This window comes from Ruegeria sp. CJ3 (assembly GCF_056536725.1).
The window spans coordinates 1-15421 of sequence record NZ_JBQFQE010000013.1 but is presented as its reverse complement, the minus strand read 5'-3'; the positions used below and the strand labels follow the sequence as shown (position 1 = coordinate 15421).

Here is a 15421-nt window from a genome sequence, read left to right as displayed (position 1 = left end):
AAATGAGGCAACCGCTGCTAAACCTTTCGGCGGCCCTCTATTGCACATTCACCACACCACAGCCCTTTTGTTTCCGGAATCCGCACTATCACCAGCGCGGTTAATCATACCCGCCGCCAGACGCGATTCCCGCGCTTGACCGGCGTGGCTGGACAGGCTCGACCAGCAGAACTACCGTAGCTGCAAAGAATCCAGCAGGAGGTTTCAGCTGATGTTCAGGGCGCTTTCGCTTGCGACAACTTCGTTTTTGGTTGTGTCAACAACCGCTTATGCCGATCACCACTGTGCCGCGGGCAAGACGCTGACCGAGGGCAAGTTCACCGTCGCAACCGGTAATCCGGCCTATTACCCCTGGGTCGTCGACGACGCGCCCGAAAAGGGCGAAGGGTTCGAGGCCGCCGTGGCCTTTGCCGTGGCCCAGCAGATGGGCTTTGCCCCCGAAGATGTGGTCTGGGTCAGATCCTCGTTCGACGAGGCGATCCAGCCCGGGGCCAAGGAATTCGACGTCAACATGCAGCAATACTCGATCACGCCCGAGCGCGATCAGGTCGTTGATTTCTCGACCCCCTATTACACCGCCCCGATGGCGGTTCTGGTCAGCGCCAACGCCGCCGAAACTGCCCCGACGCTCGAGGCGTTGAAGGGGCTGCAATGGGGTGCGGTGGGCACCACCACCGCCGTGCCGCAACTGGCCCGCATCATCCAGCCCGACAACGACCCGCTGCTTTATGGTGACAACGCGGATGTCAACGCCGCGATGACCGCCAACCAGATCGACGCTGCACTGTTCGACCTGCCCACGGCCCTGTTCCTGAGCGCGGTGATGATCGAAGGGTCAAAGGTCATCGGCCAGTTCCCCGCCGATGAAAGCGACAATCCCGACCAGTTCGGAATGCTGATGGAAGAAGGCAACCCGCTGAAGGCCTGCGTCGACGCGGCACTGGCGGCACTGACCGAAAGCGGCCAACTGGCCGAAATCGAAGCCCGGTGGTTGCAGGATTCCACCGGCGTCCCCCTGATCCGGTAACATGAACAGTCGCAAGGCGGATGGCATGACCCGCCGCGAACGCTTTGAAGCGCAGCAGCGCCGCCGGTCGCTGCTGATCGCGGCGACCAGCACGATCACGGTCGTTGCTGCGCTTTGGCTTCTGGTGCCGCTGGCACCAGGCTGGGCCAAGGTCCAGCAGAGCTTTTTCAATGGCGCGGTTCTGGTGGAAACCTTCCCGAAACTGCTGGACGCATTCCGGATCAACGTGATGATCTTCGCCTGGTCGGCCCCGGCCATCGCCGTGCTTGGCCTGCTGATCGCGCTGGCGCGGGACGCCAAGTCGCCTGCGCTGTTTCCGCTGCGCATCTTCGGTGCCGCCTTCACCGATATCTTCCGCGGCGTGCCGGTGATCCTGACCGTCTATCTCATCGGGTTCGGCATCCCGGGGCTGGGCCTGCCGCGCCCATGGAATTCGCCCTATATCTGGGGCACGCTGGCGCTGGTGCTGACTTATTCCGCCTATGTCGCCGAAATCTTCCGCTCGGGCATCGACAGCGTGCACCATAGTCAGCGCGCCGCAGCCCTGTCGCTGGGCCTGTCCGAACGGCAGGTGATGCGCGACGTGGTGCTGCCGCAGGCCATCCGCAACGTGGTGCCCTCGCAGATGAACATGCTGATCGCGCTGCAAAAGGATGTCTCTCTGCTCAGCTTCATCGGCCCGGTTGAAATCTTCCGCCAAGCGGGGGTTTTCAAATCGCTGCTCGCCAACTTCACCCCTTATGTGGGCGCGGCAATCATCTTTCTGATCGTCACCGTCCCGGCCACCCGCTATGCCGATCACCTGATGGCCCGCCAGATGCGAGAGAGACGCTGATGCCCAAGCTGGAACTGCAGGGCGTGGTCAAACGCTTTGGCGACCGCACGGTCTGTGACGGGATCAACCTGACCGTGGACGAGGGCCAGATGGTCTGCCTGATCGGCGCGTCCGGGTCGGGCAAGTCCACCCTGCTGCGCTGCATCAACCTGCTGGAACCGATCGAGGACGGCGCGATCTTTCTGGATGGCGAGGATATCTCGGTCCCCGGCCTCAACCCGCAATCGGTCCGCGCCCGCATCGGCATCGTGTTCCAAAGCTTCAACCTGTTCCCCCACATGACCGCGTTGGACAATGTCCTACTGGCCCCCCGCCGGGTCCGCGGCCTGTCCCGCAACACCCTACTGCCCGAGGTCGAGGCCCTGTTCGCCCGGTTCGGTCTAGCCGACCGGATGCAGAACTATCCCGACCAGTTGTCAGGCGGCCAGCAGCAACGGGTGGCCATCGTCCGCGCACTTGCGATGCAGCCCGAGGTCATGTTGTTCGACGAGATCACCTCGGCGCTGGACCCGCAACTGGTGGGCGAGGTGCTGGACGTTCTGCTGCTGCTGAAACAGCAGGGCATGACAATGGTGATGGCAACGCACGAGATGGGATTCGCCCGCGAGGCCGCAGACAAGGTATGCTTTCTGGACAGCGGTCGCATCCTCGAGGAAGGTGTCCCGGAACACCTGTTCAACGCCCCGACAAACCCCATTACCCGCGCTTTTTTGGCTCGAGCGTTGAAGTAGGTCTGAACGGGCTGCGTCGAGATTCTCCGACCCCGGCTGCGGGAGGGCACAACCGCCATTGCCGGACGCAAGTGAGATGTCAGGTTTGATCGCCTATGCGGAGGAAAATTTCGCGGGAAAGGCAAATCGCTACCGCAATTTCGCCGACTGAACCAGTACCTCTTTGAGCGATTGAAAAGCAGCATAAAGCACAGGGATCATCAGAAGGCCCAGAGTGCTGTCCACCACCATGCCAAAGAGCACCGGATAGCCGATGGATACGCGGGCAGCGGCACCCGCCCCGCTGGACAAGACCAATGGCAACACGCCGACAATGAAGCATAAGCCGGTCATGGTGACAGGTCGGAACCGGATTTCTGCCGCTTTCAGGGCGGCGTCGTGGATGCTTGCGCCGGACAACCTCTCTTGATTGGCGAATTCGACAACCATGATGGCTTTCTTGGCGGCCAACCCGATCAACAACACCATGCCGATCTGCGCAAAGATATTACTAGTGAGGAATGGGAAATAGGCGATGGGAATGAGCGCACCCAACAGTGCAAACACAGCCGAGGTTATGATCGACAGCGGCAATATCCAGCTTTCATACTGCACCGCCAAAAACAGGTAGGCCAGCACCAGCGCGGATAACATGATGTATGGAACCATGTCCTGAGACTTGACCTCTTGCTGGGTCACACCGGACCATTCGATGCGAAAGCCGTCCGGCAGCGTTTGGTCAGCAATCGCCTGCATCGCCGTGATGCCCACCCCCGAGCTGACACCGTCTGCCAGCTGTGCGCTGACCGAGGCTGCGGTGAACAGGTTGTACCGGGGGATCGCATCCGGGGCCAGAACCGGTTCGCTGCTCACGAAGTTTCGCAGCGGCAGGGACTCTCCGGCGCTGTTTTTGACATAGATATTATCAACGTCCTCCAGTGTTTGCCGGAACTGCGCGTCAGCCGAGATGACAACCCAATAGACCCGCTCGGACAGGATGAAGTTATCGACGAAGAGTGTGCTGAGATTGGCCTGCAATGCGGTGAAGATATCCGAGACACTGACCCCCAGCGCTTCGGCGCGATCCCGGTCGACGGACAATCGGTACTGCGGCGTCTGACCCGAAAAGTTGCCATTGGCGCGGACGAATTCGGGCGCTGCGTTCAGCGCGGTGACGAAGGCGTGCATCACAGAATCCAACTGCGCCCCGTCACCCTTTTCCAGATCCAGCAGTTCAACCGAGATGCCCCCGGTCGATCCAAGCCCGTGAATGGTCGGGAAGGGAAACACATAGCTTTCGGCCTCTGGCAAGGTGGCCAGTTGCTGATCAAGATGCCCCATGATCGCATCCCAATGCAGATCCGGGCTGGTGCGTTCATCCCATGGTTTGAGCGTGACAATCGCCATTCCGACATTTGGCCCGCTGCCCCCCAGCATGCTCGCGCCCGAGACCGTGGTGACCGTAGCAACCCCCGGGGTTTTTTCGATCATCTCACCGGCCTTTGACATGAAGGCCTGTGTCCGCTGCAGAGAGGCTCCATCCGGCAGAGCCATGGCCGCCAGCAAGACCCCGTTATCTTCTTGCGGGATCAGCCCGGTCGGGACAGTTCTGAAAAGGTAAACCGTCGCGCCGACGCAGGCCGCGAACAAAAGCAGCGAGACCACGATGTACCGCAACATCAGCGACACCAGCCGCACATATTGCCGCCTGATCCACGACACCGCAGCGGGAACAAAGCGCAAGGGGCCGATTGGCCGAATGCCCGACTTCAGGACCATGGCACACAGCACCGGGGCAAGGGTCAGCGCATTTACGGCGGAAAGCACGAACGCAAAGATGATTGTCGCCGCAAATTGATAATAGATCGTACCGGTCACGCCGGGGAAGAAACACACCGGCACAAACACCGCCGCAAGCACAAAAGTGGTTGCGATGATCGGTCGGTTGACCTGCGACATTGCCGTGAGCGTGGCCTCGCGCGGATCAAGGCCTTCTTCGTTCAGAATACGTTCGGCGTTTTCGATGATGATAATGGCGTCATCAACTACAAGTGTGATGGCCAGCACCAAAGCGAACAGCGTAATCATATTTGCGCTGAATCCGATCGCGTAGATCAGCGCGATGGCCCCCAACAGCGAAACGGGGATCGCAATTGCAGGAACGATGGTGGCCCGGAAACTGGCGAGGAAGAAGAACGTCACCGCAATCACCAATCCTGCGGTCAGGGCCAAAGTCTTCAGGATGTCTTCAATCGAAACGCGAACGGCGTCTGTGACATCGTAGGAAATCTCGTACGAGACACCCTGCGGGAATTTCTTCGAAAGCTCGTCCATCAGATCGCGGACGCTGTCCGAAATCTCGAGCGCGTTGGCGGTGCTTTCCTGATGCACAGCGATAGCCGCCGTGTCTTTGCCGTTCAGCTGCGAAGAGCCGGCATAGGTGGCCGAGCCAAGCTCGATCCGGGCGATGTCTTCCAGTCGTGTGACTGAACCGTCATCGCCGGTTGAAATGATGATCCGGCCAAATTCTTCAGCGTCACGCAACAGCCCCTCGGCCCGCAGTTTGAACTGAAAATCGGTCCGGGCGTCGCCGAAGGGCGGCGCTCCGACCTGCCCGGCAGCGGCGACGACGTTCTGGCTTTCGATTGCTTTGGCGATCTCTGCCGCGGTGATGTTCAGCGCAGCCATGCGGACCGGATTGATCCAGACCCGCATGCTGTATTCCAACTGACCGAACTGCGAGACGCCGCCGACCCCTTTCAGGCGCTGCAGCGGATCATGTAGGAAATCGGCTGCATAGTTGCTTAGAAACAGTTCGTCCCGTGACCCGTCTGGCGAGGTCAGGTTGAGCACCAGGATCATATTGCCGGATTGTTTGGTAACTTCGATCCCCTGCTGTTGCACAACAGACGGCAGTTCGGCGCTTGCCAGCGCGATGCGGTTTTGCACTTCGACCGCCGCGACATTGGGGTCTGTTCCCAACTCGAAAGACACGCTCAGCACGTAATTGCCGTCATTCGAGCTTGTGGATTGCATGTACAACATGCCGTCGATGCCATTCACCCGTTCTTCGATCGGCGTGGCCACGGATTCCTGAATGACCTGCGCATCGGCCCCGGGATATGACGCCGATACATAGATCTGCGGCGGCGTGATGTTTGGATATTCCGAGATCGGTATCAGCCGGACGCAGACCGCACCGAACAGCACCATCAGGATCGCGACAACAGCAGCGAAATGCGGACGGTTGATGAAATAGTGAGAGATCAAGCCAAGCCCTAACTCTGACTATCGACCGGTTTCACGACAAGGCCATCGTGAATTTTCTGCAGCCCCTGCACGACGACCCGGTCGCCATCTTTCAGACCTGAATTCACCTGTGTTCTAGTCGCCGTCTGTGTGCCGATTTCAATGTCGACGCGATGAACCGTGTCCTTGTCATCCACCGAGAACACAAAATAACCCTTCTTGTCGAACTGCACCGCATTGCGCGGAACGGCCAGAACCTTGGCGTCTTCCGAGCCGCTGAGTGAAACGATCGCAAACTGGCCGGGAATAAGAAGGCCATTGGGATTGGCGAAGGTGGCCCTCAGCTCAATTGTGTCGGTGTCCTGATTGACGCTGTCACCCACATAGGTCACCTTGCCCTCTGACCCGTAAGCCTCACCATCGGCTAGCGTGATCCGCGTCGCCAGCTTGATACCATCAGCAGAAATCGATCCGTTCCGACGTTCTTTCAGCAACACGGGTTCACTTATGAAAAAGCTGACCAGAATGGGATCGATGCTTGTCACCGTCGCCAGAACGCCACTATCGGCATCAACGATGTTTCCTGCATCGACTGCCGACAACCCGATCCGCCCGTCCAGAGGGCTGACGATTTCCGTATAGTCCAGATCAATCTGTGCAATCTTCAGATTGGCCTGCGCCTCATCCACAGCGGCGTTTTCCTCTTGGTACGTCGCCTTGGCTGTATCGAGGATCGCCTGCGGGATATCGCCCTTGTCAAAAAGTGTCTGCTGTCGATCAAGGTCCGTCTTGGCGCTCTGCGCCGAGGCCTGAGCGCTTTTCAAGGCTGCCTGAGCGCTTTCCACGCTTGCTGCGTATTTTCTCTTTTCGATGCGAAACAGCACGTCACCCTTTTTGACCGTGCCCCCTTCGGTAAAGTCGACGCCCTCCAATACCCCTTCGACGCGGGCCTGCAGGTCGACGCTCTGATCCGCGATGACCCGACCGACGAATTCATCCTGTTTTTGCAACACCTGCATAGTGGCCGGGGCGACGACCACACTTGGCGGCGCCGGGTCTGATTGCGCATTTGCAGCCCCGCCCAGGACCATCACGAACAGACCACCAAGAATTAGACTTGCCATTTTCATCGGTGCTTATCCATCCGCCAACACATTGCCGCTTCGATACTATCCACGGCTCTATACGTTGGTGCAACGCAATTTTACGTTGGCCAGAAATCATGTGACCTCAACCTGTGCGTTAAATTAAGAGTGGTTAACTCTTTCTTGAAATGTAAGCTTGGCACACGAGATTGGGGGGAAAGGTGAGGTTATCGGCACCGTGTAATCAGATCGAAAGTTCTGTGAAGTCAACGAAAGCTGATGCTTGGTGAATAAACGGAGGGTCATGAAGCGCTGAGCGGCCGAGGTAAATTTCAACAACAACTGAAGTGAGAAGTCTATGACATTCCAAATCTCAACGTCGCTCGCCGCGCTTGCGCTCGGGGCTGTGGCAGTCTCGGCCACGGCAGAGGAACAGAAAGCGTCGGAAAGCGCTCTGCTTGTGCAGCACGCCGATAGCGCGGTTTTATCGGACGGCGTGCTTACGCTGGAACAGGCCGACAAAAATCTCATCATATTTGCTGATCGACCGCATCGGGTCACCGCTACGATTGCAAGCAAGCATCTGACTGATTTTTGGAGCGCAGGAGAAGATAGTTTTGCATCCGACCCGCCAAACGCCGCGTTGGTCGGGCAGCATGAAGGCAAACCCGTCTCTTTGGTTGTCGAACTGTCGGACCCTCAGATTTCAGGCGAGAACTTCGTCTATGGCTACAAGCTGATCGAAGGGGAAGAGATCACCGAAATTGATCGAGCTTACCTTGTCATCGATGATTGTTTTGCCTGCTTGGGCGATGTCTTCAACTATGCCGTTGGAGACCCCATCGGGTACATGATAAATCCAAACGATCCCAAATAGATAGACGCGAATATCCGCCCTTTCCGGCTGCCTCGTCAGCCGCTGTTTTGAGCTTGGCAACAGGCGTTATGGAGTACGATATGAAGACAACAACCAATGTGATTGCCGCTGCAGCGATGATCAGCCTGTGTGGAACTGCTGCGCTTGCAGACAGCTCTGCATCTTCGGATGCACCTGCGAGCGTTTTGTTCGTTCAGCATGCAAACAAGGTAACTTTTGATGGGGATAGGCTGACCCTAGAAGGGCCCGACCAGAACGTCATCGCCTTCACCGAACGACCCCATCGCGCTGCGGCCACCATCGCCTTGGATAAGTTCGTAAAGTCCTGGAGCGAAGGGCAAGACAGTTTTGCCGACGATCCGCCAAACGCCGCCTTGGTGGGGGAAACGCAAAACGGCGACCCTGTTTCGCTGATTGTTGAAATCACCAACCCGGATTTGGGCGATGGCACAATCAGCTATGGATACACGGTCCTCAAAGGTGAGGTGCCGGAGTCGATCACAAACCCCTATTTTGTGATCGACGATTCAGTAAACCCGTCGGTCCCGGAAACGGACTTGGCGGAAAGCACTGTTAATCTGGGCAGCACCCTCGCGACAGTTACCGGGTTTGGTGGCATCAACTCCGACTTTGAGGCGATCAAATGGTGACGGTCGGTTTTCCGATCGGTGTACATCTGGGCTGAAAGGCTTGATCGATAAGAATGGCCCCGGCAGACAATGAGTAATCATGCTCTGCCCGGGCATCCAGAGTTTTCTCTGGTTGATTAGGGCTTGAACAGGTTTTGGGAAGTTTGGTTTCGGGAGTAGGATTTGAACCTGCGGCCCGGTGCGTTGCGCGTTCGTCGGGTGATCGATCGTAAGCGTTGCATCTGACCCCTTAAATAGCCCCTATTTGCTTCCATGGCATATTGCCAAAAACGAGAGGCTGCAGCCATGGGGCAATTCCCACAATCATTCGAAGTCTATGGCTTCACCATCGAAGTGCATGCGGGCGGACGCCGTGTCTGGCCGCCAAGCTTCAAGCGGTTTGTCAAAACCAAACTTGATCTTGGTGAACTGACCGTCGGAGACATCATGGAGGACTGCAACGTTTCGCAGTCTCTCGTCTATAAATGGAGGTCAGACGTGAAATCGTCACGGGTCAGAAGCATCGCACGGAGCGAAGAACGGATCTTTTCGGAAGTTCTCGTTAACGAAGCGACACAGCCAAACCGCGATCCGGAAACTGACAATCGCATTCTACTGACGCGCCGGGAAAGCACTTTGTCTTTTCCAGCCGATTACCCGGTGAACGATCTGGTCACAATCGCACTCGCGATGGATAGCCAATCATGATTTCCCCAGCCGGTAACTTCAAATTTTACGTCGCAACCAAGCCGGTCGATTTTCGTAAAGGCATGGACGGTTTGGCAGCGATCGTTCTGAATGAATTCGATCTCGACCCATTTAGCGGCGCCATATTTATTTTCCGGTCAAAACGCGCAGATCGATTGAAGCTCATAGTCTGGGATGGGACGGGTCTGGTGCTGGTCTACAAGCGGATCGAGGGTAACGGTTTCGAATGGCCTCGCGTCGCTAACGGAGTGATGACCATGACCAAAGCACAGTTTGAGGCCCTTTTCGAAGGGCTTGACTGGAAACGTGTGGTCGCGCGCGGTACACGGCACCCGGTCGCTGTCTGACGCTTGATATCAACGGAAGGGATCTGTCTTGTCAGATTTGGTCATCACCGGCATTCCTGAATCCGTCTGGGGGACGCTTTTATCTGATGCTGCGGAGAGCAATCTGTCAGTCGAAGATTACGCCAGACAGCTTGTCTGTGATGCCGCCGCGCGTGCTATCCTGGCGAAGAGCCACGATACCTCGGCGGCACAGCTTCAAGACAACCTGAGTGCTTTTCTTAGGATCGCCGAGTCTCAACCGATCTTCATTGTTGATGAGTTGGGAAGACGATTTGCTCGGATATCATTTTCCGAATTCGAACGTTTGACCGGGACTTCAGAAAACGCTGACAACTGACGTTGCACGGGTACATTACACGCGTCATTTCCCAGGCTGCCACTGCGTGCACTTAGGCCGATTTCGGTTTTGTCCCGGCCCCAAAAGACAGCCATCTAATGGGCAAATGAAAAGTTAACCAGCGGCGCTTCAAGCGCTCGAGGAAGGGTTCCTCGACACAAAGGCCACCAAGCAGGCCTTCGCTGCTGGTGCAGGACCGGGCCTCAGCGACGGCGACAATGCACAGGAAGCGGACTTTAAATCAAAGATGCAGTGATTTGGAGCCGTGGACAGCTGCTATGCGGACTAGTTGCCGTTATTACCGCAGCGTCTATTCAGAGCAAGGAAAACCGATAGACGTTGTTCAGGTAGCCCTGATCATCAATGCGAAAGTGTGTCTCACCAACGTGTTCAAAACCCTTCGCAAGATAGAATGCTATCGCAGGATCATTTTCCGCATTGGTCGTTAACCACACAGAGCCGACAGAAGCATCGCGACAATGGTCGAGCGCCGCAGACAGTAGACGTTTCCCAATACCCTTTCCATGATGTCTTGGCTGGACGTATAAAGTGGAAATCTCTACGTCAGAACACCCATTTACTGGCGCAGGGCTGTTCGAAGAAACCCTTATAAAGCCGTCGATTCCTTCGGCGTTCTCAGAAACCAACATGAATTGTTCGGGGTCGCCAATCAGCTTCTTGGTCTTTTCAACCGTGAACTCTCCTAGCGCATAATCCGCAAAGAACGCACTCACGCCTTTCTTCAGGTAGGTGCCGATCCATACCTCGATAGAGATAGCTGCGATACTTGATGCATCCGAGTAAGTTGCTGCGCGAAGAACCATGCTGTTAGATGACACCCTTTCTGCGATTGCGAAAGCTGTTTCCTCCTGCAGGTCTGGGCTCACACCGGTCATCCGACGCTTTCTGTCGGGCTTGCGACTTGTCCTGACATGACCAACGGCGGTTGTGCGGACAAAGCCGCCCTTTGCCAGCACAGCGAATGAGGACGCAGAAATCCCTCGCGCCCGCAGCGAGTGAGTTTCCGCGCTGCGGCGGCTTCCCCGATTGCGGTCATTCATCAGGACGAACCTGAGTAGATCCCAAACCAGCCTTTCACCGCCAGCTATTTCAAATCTCGAGCTGCGCGACAAAGCTTTGAATTGCCGCCGCGCGGCCTGCGAAACCGGAAATTCGCCGCAGCAATGAACTTGCTTGGTTTGGTAAGAAACATAAAATATGGTTTTCCGTCAGTGCAAAAGGCAGCGTGGAAGCATAGGAGCCGGACGGACGCCGCGAGCTTTTGGCACTTACTCGCCACACAGCTTGTAAGATAGAAGTTTCGGCGTAGATACAGTAGTAGGTCATGGAGTGAGTAAACTTTGATCGACTCAACCTCTATGAGCTATGATGTGAACAAGATTTTTAGCTGAAAATATCCCGAAACGAGATCGAAGATGAATGGCCTCGAACCAGATCTTAATATCTCTATGCTCCCAGAAAAAGCGCGGCGCGATGCGTGGGACGATTTCATGGCGGACTTTTGGCGTATGGGCAGGCCCTTGGTTTCCCGTCGGAATCTGGAACTCAGCGTGTCGTCTCGTCAGTTGGACGATGCCGTGTTCTGCCAATTGGCCATGTCTCCGGCGGAACTCGTAGGCAACAATCACGAATTCGATTGTATTGTAGTCCGTTACCAGAATGAGGGACACACAGTCGCGAGAGTGAATGGAGAAACCACCCGGGTGGCACCTGGCTCTCTCACGGTAATGGACTTGTCCGCGACCCGATACTGCTACTGCGACCGCTCCAAAGTCACTTATCTTGCGCTCAGGAAATCGGCTCTTGAAGTCACTCGTTACCCTCTGCGGCCAATGACACATTTTGACAATACTACATCAGTCGGACGGTTGATGATCGCCAATTTCCTGCATCTGGCGAACGAAGTATCGCACAAACTGGAAACGGGCGATGCGTCCGCGATTAACCTGTTCGCGTCTCTGCTCGTCGCCGCGATAACAGATCGCGAGGAACTCAATTCGGAAGACCTGCATACCGAAAGAGCCAAGCGTATTCGCGCAGAACAATACATCTTCTCGCGGCCACTCTCGCTGCCTTTGAACGTTGATGAGATGTGCGTCGCCGTCGGTATGTCGCGATCGACGCTATATCGCCTGTTTCGCGCAGATGGCGGATTGCAGGCCTATTTGGCCAACCTCCGCCTGGAATACGCACGTGACACGCTTGCCAGCAGTCAGCCTACACGAGGGGCGGTTACATCTGTCGCAACTCGTTTGGGCTTTCTCGACACGTCAAGCTTTGTTCGAAGTTTCCGGCGCCGGTACAACTGTAAACCGGGCGATATCTTGGGCTCCGAATACAACAAACCAGGCGAATTGGATGCTCATCAAAACTCGGCCCACCTGCATCCAACACTGACCAGAGAAAACTCAATCAAACCAAACAAAGGCTTCTTTGAGAACCTTGGCGCGCTGGCAAGATCGAGTGGGACCTTCGACATAGCACACACACCCAACCAACATGCGACTTAGTGCGCTAGTGCCTTCCGAAGCAAAAGTTCAGCGAGCGTCATTTGCGCTAAGTCTTGCTACAGTTCCCACCCGGTGACTTTCTCTCGGTTCTCAAGATCCACGATATGCGTTGTGGTGATTGCGCCCACATCTCAGAGCTTCGCGGCCAAGGTAGCATGGTCGGCTCGGTTCAGTGTCGCAGAGGCGACGATCCTGGGTTCGGTCAGTGGCACTCTCTGACAGCGAACTTGAGACGTCATGCACGTGAGTCAAAGAGCTCAAGCTGATAATGCATAGTCAATCGGCGTTGTGTTGTTTGCTGGCTCGAAGGACCGCCAAAGGGAAATGGTTGCACTTATTCAAGAAATGCAACGCTTGGTACAACGTATGGATTTGTGCTCGGCTAGGAAACCCGTGGCGAAGATCGAGCAGGCTGCAAACAAGTCCGGTAGGGCGGTTCTTGCAATTGAGCCAAAACGAAACATGAATTGGATAGAAACCCTATGGATCAGGCACTGAAAGCACTTTGGAACCCGCTTGTTGCGTTTGTCATCGGACTGGCACCTGCGATTGCAGCTGCAGAAGAAAAACCTGCTCAGGAAACTTTCTTTTTCGTTCAACATGCGCCCTCTGCAACTCTGGGTGATGGCACGTTGACGCTTCATGACGCAGACGCAAGCATGATCGTTTTTGCGGATCGTCCGCACCGTCTTGCAGTTGCGGTACCAAGCTCGGAATTGATCAAGATCTGGGGCAAAGGGCAAAACAGCTTTGCCGAGGACCCGCCAAATGCAGCGCTAGTCGGACAATCCGCAGGCCAACCTGTTTCGATAATCGTTGAACTGACCAACCCAAAGCGGGAAGACGGAAACTTGGTCTTCGGTTACACAGTCTTGGAAGGTGCCGAGGTCCAATCCATAGAACAGAGCTATTTGGTCATCGACGACAACCCGTTCGCAGAGTTTTACAAGACAATGACCGACCTGGCGGCTGTTTCCACCGGGGACGCAGGACAATCTACACAGCTGAACGGCGATGTGGGTATGGGTATTCTGTCGCAGGGCGTTTCGTCGAACTGAGATGCTTAAGTGCGCTTCCCTGTCGCGGAGCCTTTCGCGGGGGGTGCAGCAGTCAACTCATATAGCGTTTGAAACGCTTTGCGCATCTACAAGGGTATAGGAATGACGAAGGCAGGCATCTTGAGCGCAGGCATTGCCACCACTCTGGCAGCGGGGGTCATTGCGGCTTCTGCATCTGCTGAACAAACGAAAGACCAAGCCAGCTTTCTGTTTGTTCAGCACGCCAGCGTGGCGACGCTGGACAACGGAATACTGACACTTGAAAGCCCGGACGCGAATATGATCATTTTTGCAGATCGCCCGCATCGCGCTGCAGGAGTCATACCAAGTGCAGAACTGCTTAAAGTCTGGAGTGAAGGGCAGGATAATTTTGCCGATGATCCACCAAACGCGGCACTCATGGGCCAGGCGGATGGCAAACCTGTTGCGCTGGTCGTCGAACTATCGGATCCTAGGCAATCCAGTGATACACTGACTTTTTCTTATACAATCCTGCAAGGTTCCGCGGTACCTGTCCTTGAGCAAAGCTATCTCGTGATTGATGAGAGCCCGTGGGCAGATATCGAAGGCGGGTGGGATCTTGCGGCAGATGCTCTCACAGGGGGCGGCAATACGATTAAGCTGGATGCAGATTCCGGGGTGTTGGGGACACAATCAGATTGAAAAAGTCAGTCAATCTGGTCAACGCCGGTCAAAACCACTGTTTGACCCAACGGATGCGAATCCAACTGCAGGTTTTTGTGAGTGGAACAAGAAATTGTCTGGCAGCAACAGCGCGGACAGGTATCTAGATTGATACTTCATACATAACAACGGTTCCAACACTGGAGGTAACTATGAGTGTTTCGGCCAAGCTTTTCGGAGCAGCAACTATGTTGAGTGCTCTCGCAGTCACTGCAACCGCACAAGCGACCAACAATGCATCAGAAGCCGTGAGTTATCTGTTCATTGAAACCGCTGATCGCGCCACGCTGACGGACGGCACTATGACTTTGCACGGAGTAAGTTCCGAGGTTCCCGTTTTCGCGGATCGGCCTTACCGTAGTGCGGGGCAGGTCAGCCGCGCTGACTTGTTGGACGCGTGGGGCAAGGGGCAGGACAGCTTTGCGTCGGATCCACCTAATGCAGCGATTACAGGTAGTATTGACGGAAAGCAGGTTGTCCTAATCGCCGAAATCAAAGAGCCCAAAGCGGATGGTGACTGGGTCAGCTATGAACTTACCATTCTAGAGGGATCCGATTTTTCCGAGCTGAGCAATTTGGTCATGGTGATAGATGATAATTTCATACAGGATCTCTTATGTTGGCCCTATTGCTGATAGGACCTTTTGCCCTGAGGCATGAGAGTTTTGAATAAAGTCTGGGACTATGGCGCACGTCGTCTGCAAGCCAGACATCAGCACAGACGGTCAATGTGCCCTAACTATGATTGCTCAAGGTTTGGCCTATCAAGGAAACGCTGTCTAGGATCACTTCGCTGCAGCAGAGGATTTCAGGCCGGTACAGAATAACTGCTCCTACTAGAGCGGCAGCGAGACAGCCAAATTCACAGGATGGGCTCACTGCAGACAACCGATCATTTCACTCAGACAATTGACGGGCACTTGGGGTCCAAGGACCGCAATGTGTTGTAAGCGGCCTAATGCACCCGCAGTAGCCAAGTTACGGAGCGATGGCGGCTTGGGGCTCAATCTACTTAGATCTCTTGCCTTTTGCCATACGCCAAGATCAAGCAAACTTGGGCAACCGGAGTGGCTGAACAAACCCTTGAATATGCTTTGGGCGAGAATAGTGCTCTGCAAGGTACGACAGCACACGCCAGTTTAAATCGACTGCCCATCTTGTCTTGGCATTTGTGAACACACGATCCTCGTCGCGGTGAACGTTCGGAATGTTCACCAGGTTATGAGGCTGCCGAGTTGAGATCTTTGATCACCCAGTCCAGTGGACTGTTTGTAGATCGAACGGGCTGTATTGGGGTTTTCTGACGCTGGTTGCGGGAGTAGGATTTGAACCTACGACCTTCAG

15 protein-coding genes are annotated in these 15421 nt (G+C 55.5%); 12 read left to right on the top strand and 3 right to left on the bottom strand.

Annotated features, from left to right (window positions below; genetic code table 11):
• Positions 1-211: 211 nt before the first annotated feature.
• The 3 genes from ACR0J1_RS18005 to ACR0J1_RS17995 are packed head-to-tail and all read left to right on the top strand — an operon-like array spanning position 212 to position 2593.
• On the top strand, positions 212-1027 hold the full coding sequence (locus tag ACR0J1_RS18005; protein ID WP_480734074.1) for an ABC transporter substrate-binding protein: 816 nt from the start codon (positions 212-214) through the stop codon (positions 1025-1027).
• Position 1028: 1 nt separating this feature from the next.
• Positions 1029-1862, top strand: a complete 834-nt coding sequence (locus ACR0J1_RS18000; protein WP_480534140.1) for an amino acid ABC transporter permease — start codon at positions 1029-1031, stop codon at positions 1860-1862.
• A complete protein-coding gene (locus tag ACR0J1_RS17995) occupies positions 1862-2593 on the top strand; it encodes an amino acid ABC transporter ATP-binding protein (protein WP_480734073.1) in 732 nt (243 codons plus the stop codon). Before ACR0J1_RS18000 ends, ACR0J1_RS17995 begins: the two co-directional genes overlap by 1 nt.
• Positions 2594-2722: 129 nt before the next feature.
• Here ACR0J1_RS17995 and ACR0J1_RS17990 read toward each other — a convergent pair whose 3' ends face one another.
• Both ACR0J1_RS17990 and ACR0J1_RS17985 read right to left on the bottom strand, forming a co-directional pair.
• On the bottom strand, positions 2723-5842 hold the full coding sequence (locus ACR0J1_RS17990; protein WP_480734072.1) for an efflux RND transporter permease subunit: 3120 nt from the start codon (positions 5840-5842) through the stop codon (positions 2723-2725).
• A gap of 8 nt (positions 5843-5850) precedes the next feature.
• Complete coding sequence (locus tag ACR0J1_RS17985) at positions 5851-6951, bottom strand: efflux RND transporter periplasmic adaptor subunit (protein WP_480734071.1); 1101 nt, start codon at positions 6949-6951, stop codon at positions 5851-5853.
• A gap of 313 nt (positions 6952-7264) precedes the next feature.
• On the opposite strand from ACR0J1_RS17985, the gene ACR0J1_RS17980 reads away from it, so the two are divergent.
• The 5 genes from ACR0J1_RS17980 (at position 7265) to ACR0J1_RS17960 (ending at position 9804) form a co-directional block, all read left to right on the top strand.
• Positions 7265-7783 carry a hypothetical protein gene (locus ACR0J1_RS17980; protein WP_480734675.1) on the top strand — a complete coding sequence of 173 codons (519 nt, stop codon included), beginning with the start codon at positions 7265-7267 and terminating at the stop codon, positions 7781-7783.
• 80 nt (positions 7784-7863) lie between these two features.
• Complete coding sequence (locus tag ACR0J1_RS17975; protein ID WP_480734069.1) at positions 7864-8433, top strand: hypothetical protein; 570 nt, start codon at positions 7864-7866, stop codon at positions 8431-8433.
• 285 nt (positions 8434-8718) lie between these two features.
• Entirely contained in the window at positions 8719-9120 is a 402-nt protein-coding gene (locus ACR0J1_RS17970; protein WP_480734068.1) for a transposase, read from the top strand.
• On the top strand, positions 9117-9467 hold the full coding sequence (gene tnpB, locus ACR0J1_RS17965; RefSeq protein WP_480734067.1) for an IS66 family insertion sequence element accessory protein TnpB: 351 nt from the start codon (positions 9117-9119) through the stop codon (positions 9465-9467). Before ACR0J1_RS17970 ends, tnpB begins: the two co-directional genes overlap by 4 nt.
• Before the next feature lie 28 nt (positions 9468-9495).
• Complete coding sequence (locus tag ACR0J1_RS17960) at positions 9496-9804, top strand: hypothetical protein (RefSeq protein WP_480734066.1); 309 nt, start codon at positions 9496-9498, stop codon at positions 9802-9804.
• A gap of 314 nt (positions 9805-10118) precedes the next feature.
• Here the strand turns inward: ACR0J1_RS17960 and ACR0J1_RS17955 are convergent, their stop codons facing one another.
• On the bottom strand, positions 10119-10865 hold the full coding sequence (locus ACR0J1_RS17955; protein ID WP_480734065.1) for an N-acetyltransferase family protein: 747 nt from the start codon (positions 10863-10865) through the stop codon (positions 10119-10121).
• Positions 10866-11240: 375 nt separating this feature from the next.
• Between ACR0J1_RS17955 and ACR0J1_RS17950 the strand changes: the two genes are divergently transcribed.
• The 4 genes from ACR0J1_RS17950 to ACR0J1_RS17935 all read left to right on the top strand — a co-directional run bounded on the left by ACR0J1_RS17950 (position 11241) and on the right by ACR0J1_RS17935 (position 14712).
• Positions 11241-12335, top strand: a complete 1095-nt coding sequence (locus tag ACR0J1_RS17950; protein ID WP_480734063.1) for a helix-turn-helix transcriptional regulator — start codon at positions 11241-11243, stop codon at positions 12333-12335.
• Positions 12336-12817: 482 nt separating this feature from the next.
• Positions 12818-13393 carry a hypothetical protein gene (locus ACR0J1_RS17945; RefSeq protein WP_480734062.1) on the top strand — a complete coding sequence of 192 codons (576 nt, stop codon included), beginning with the start codon at positions 12818-12820 and terminating at the stop codon, positions 13391-13393.
• Positions 13394-13495: 102 nt separating this feature from the next.
• Entirely contained in the window at positions 13496-14056 is a 561-nt protein-coding gene (locus ACR0J1_RS17940; RefSeq protein WP_480734061.1) for a hypothetical protein, read from the top strand.
• Positions 14057-14229: 173 nt separating this feature from the next.
• Entirely contained in the window at positions 14230-14712 is a 483-nt protein-coding gene (locus ACR0J1_RS17935) for a hypothetical protein (protein ID WP_480734060.1), read from the top strand.
• Positions 14713-15421 lie beyond the last annotated feature (709 nt).

Coding starts and splice junctions, on each gene's coding strand:
- ACR0J1_RS18005 (WP_480734074.1), top strand. CDS start 212: ATGTTCAGGGCGCTTTCGCTTGCGACAACTTCGTTTTTGGTTGTGTCA.
- ACR0J1_RS18000 (WP_480534140.1), top strand. CDS start 1,029: ATGAACAGTCGCAAGGCGGATGGCATGACCCGCCGCGAACGCTTTGAA.
- ACR0J1_RS17995 (WP_480734073.1), top strand. CDS start 1,862: ATGCCCAAGCTGGAACTGCAGGGCGTGGTCAAACGCTTTGGCGACCGC.
- ACR0J1_RS17985 (WP_480734071.1), bottom strand. CDS start 6,951: ATGAAAATGGCAAGTCTAATTCTTGGTGGTCTGTTCGTGATGGTCCTG.
- ACR0J1_RS17980 (WP_480734675.1), top strand. CDS start 7,265: ATGACATTCCAAATCTCAACGTCGCTCGCCGCGCTTGCGCTCGGGGCT.
- ACR0J1_RS17975 (WP_480734069.1), top strand. CDS start 7,864: ATGAAGACAACAACCAATGTGATTGCCGCTGCAGCGATGATCAGCCTG.
- ACR0J1_RS17970 (WP_480734068.1), top strand. CDS start 8,719: ATGGGGCAATTCCCACAATCATTCGAAGTCTATGGCTTCACCATCGAA.
- tnpB (WP_480734067.1), top strand. CDS start 9,117: ATGATTTCCCCAGCCGGTAACTTCAAATTTTACGTCGCAACCAAGCCG.
- ACR0J1_RS17955 (WP_480734065.1), bottom strand. CDS start 10,865: ATGAATGACCGCAATCGGGGAAGCCGCCGCAGCGCGGAAACTCACTCG.
- ACR0J1_RS17950 (WP_480734063.1), top strand. CDS start 11,241: ATGAATGGCCTCGAACCAGATCTTAATATCTCTATGCTCCCAGAAAAA.
- ACR0J1_RS17945 (WP_480734062.1), top strand. CDS start 12,818: ATGGATCAGGCACTGAAAGCACTTTGGAACCCGCTTGTTGCGTTTGTC.
- ACR0J1_RS17940 (WP_480734061.1), top strand. CDS start 13,496: ATGACGAAGGCAGGCATCTTGAGCGCAGGCATTGCCACCACTCTGGCA.
- ACR0J1_RS17935 (WP_480734060.1), top strand. CDS start 14,230: ATGAGTGTTTCGGCCAAGCTTTTCGGAGCAGCAACTATGTTGAGTGCT.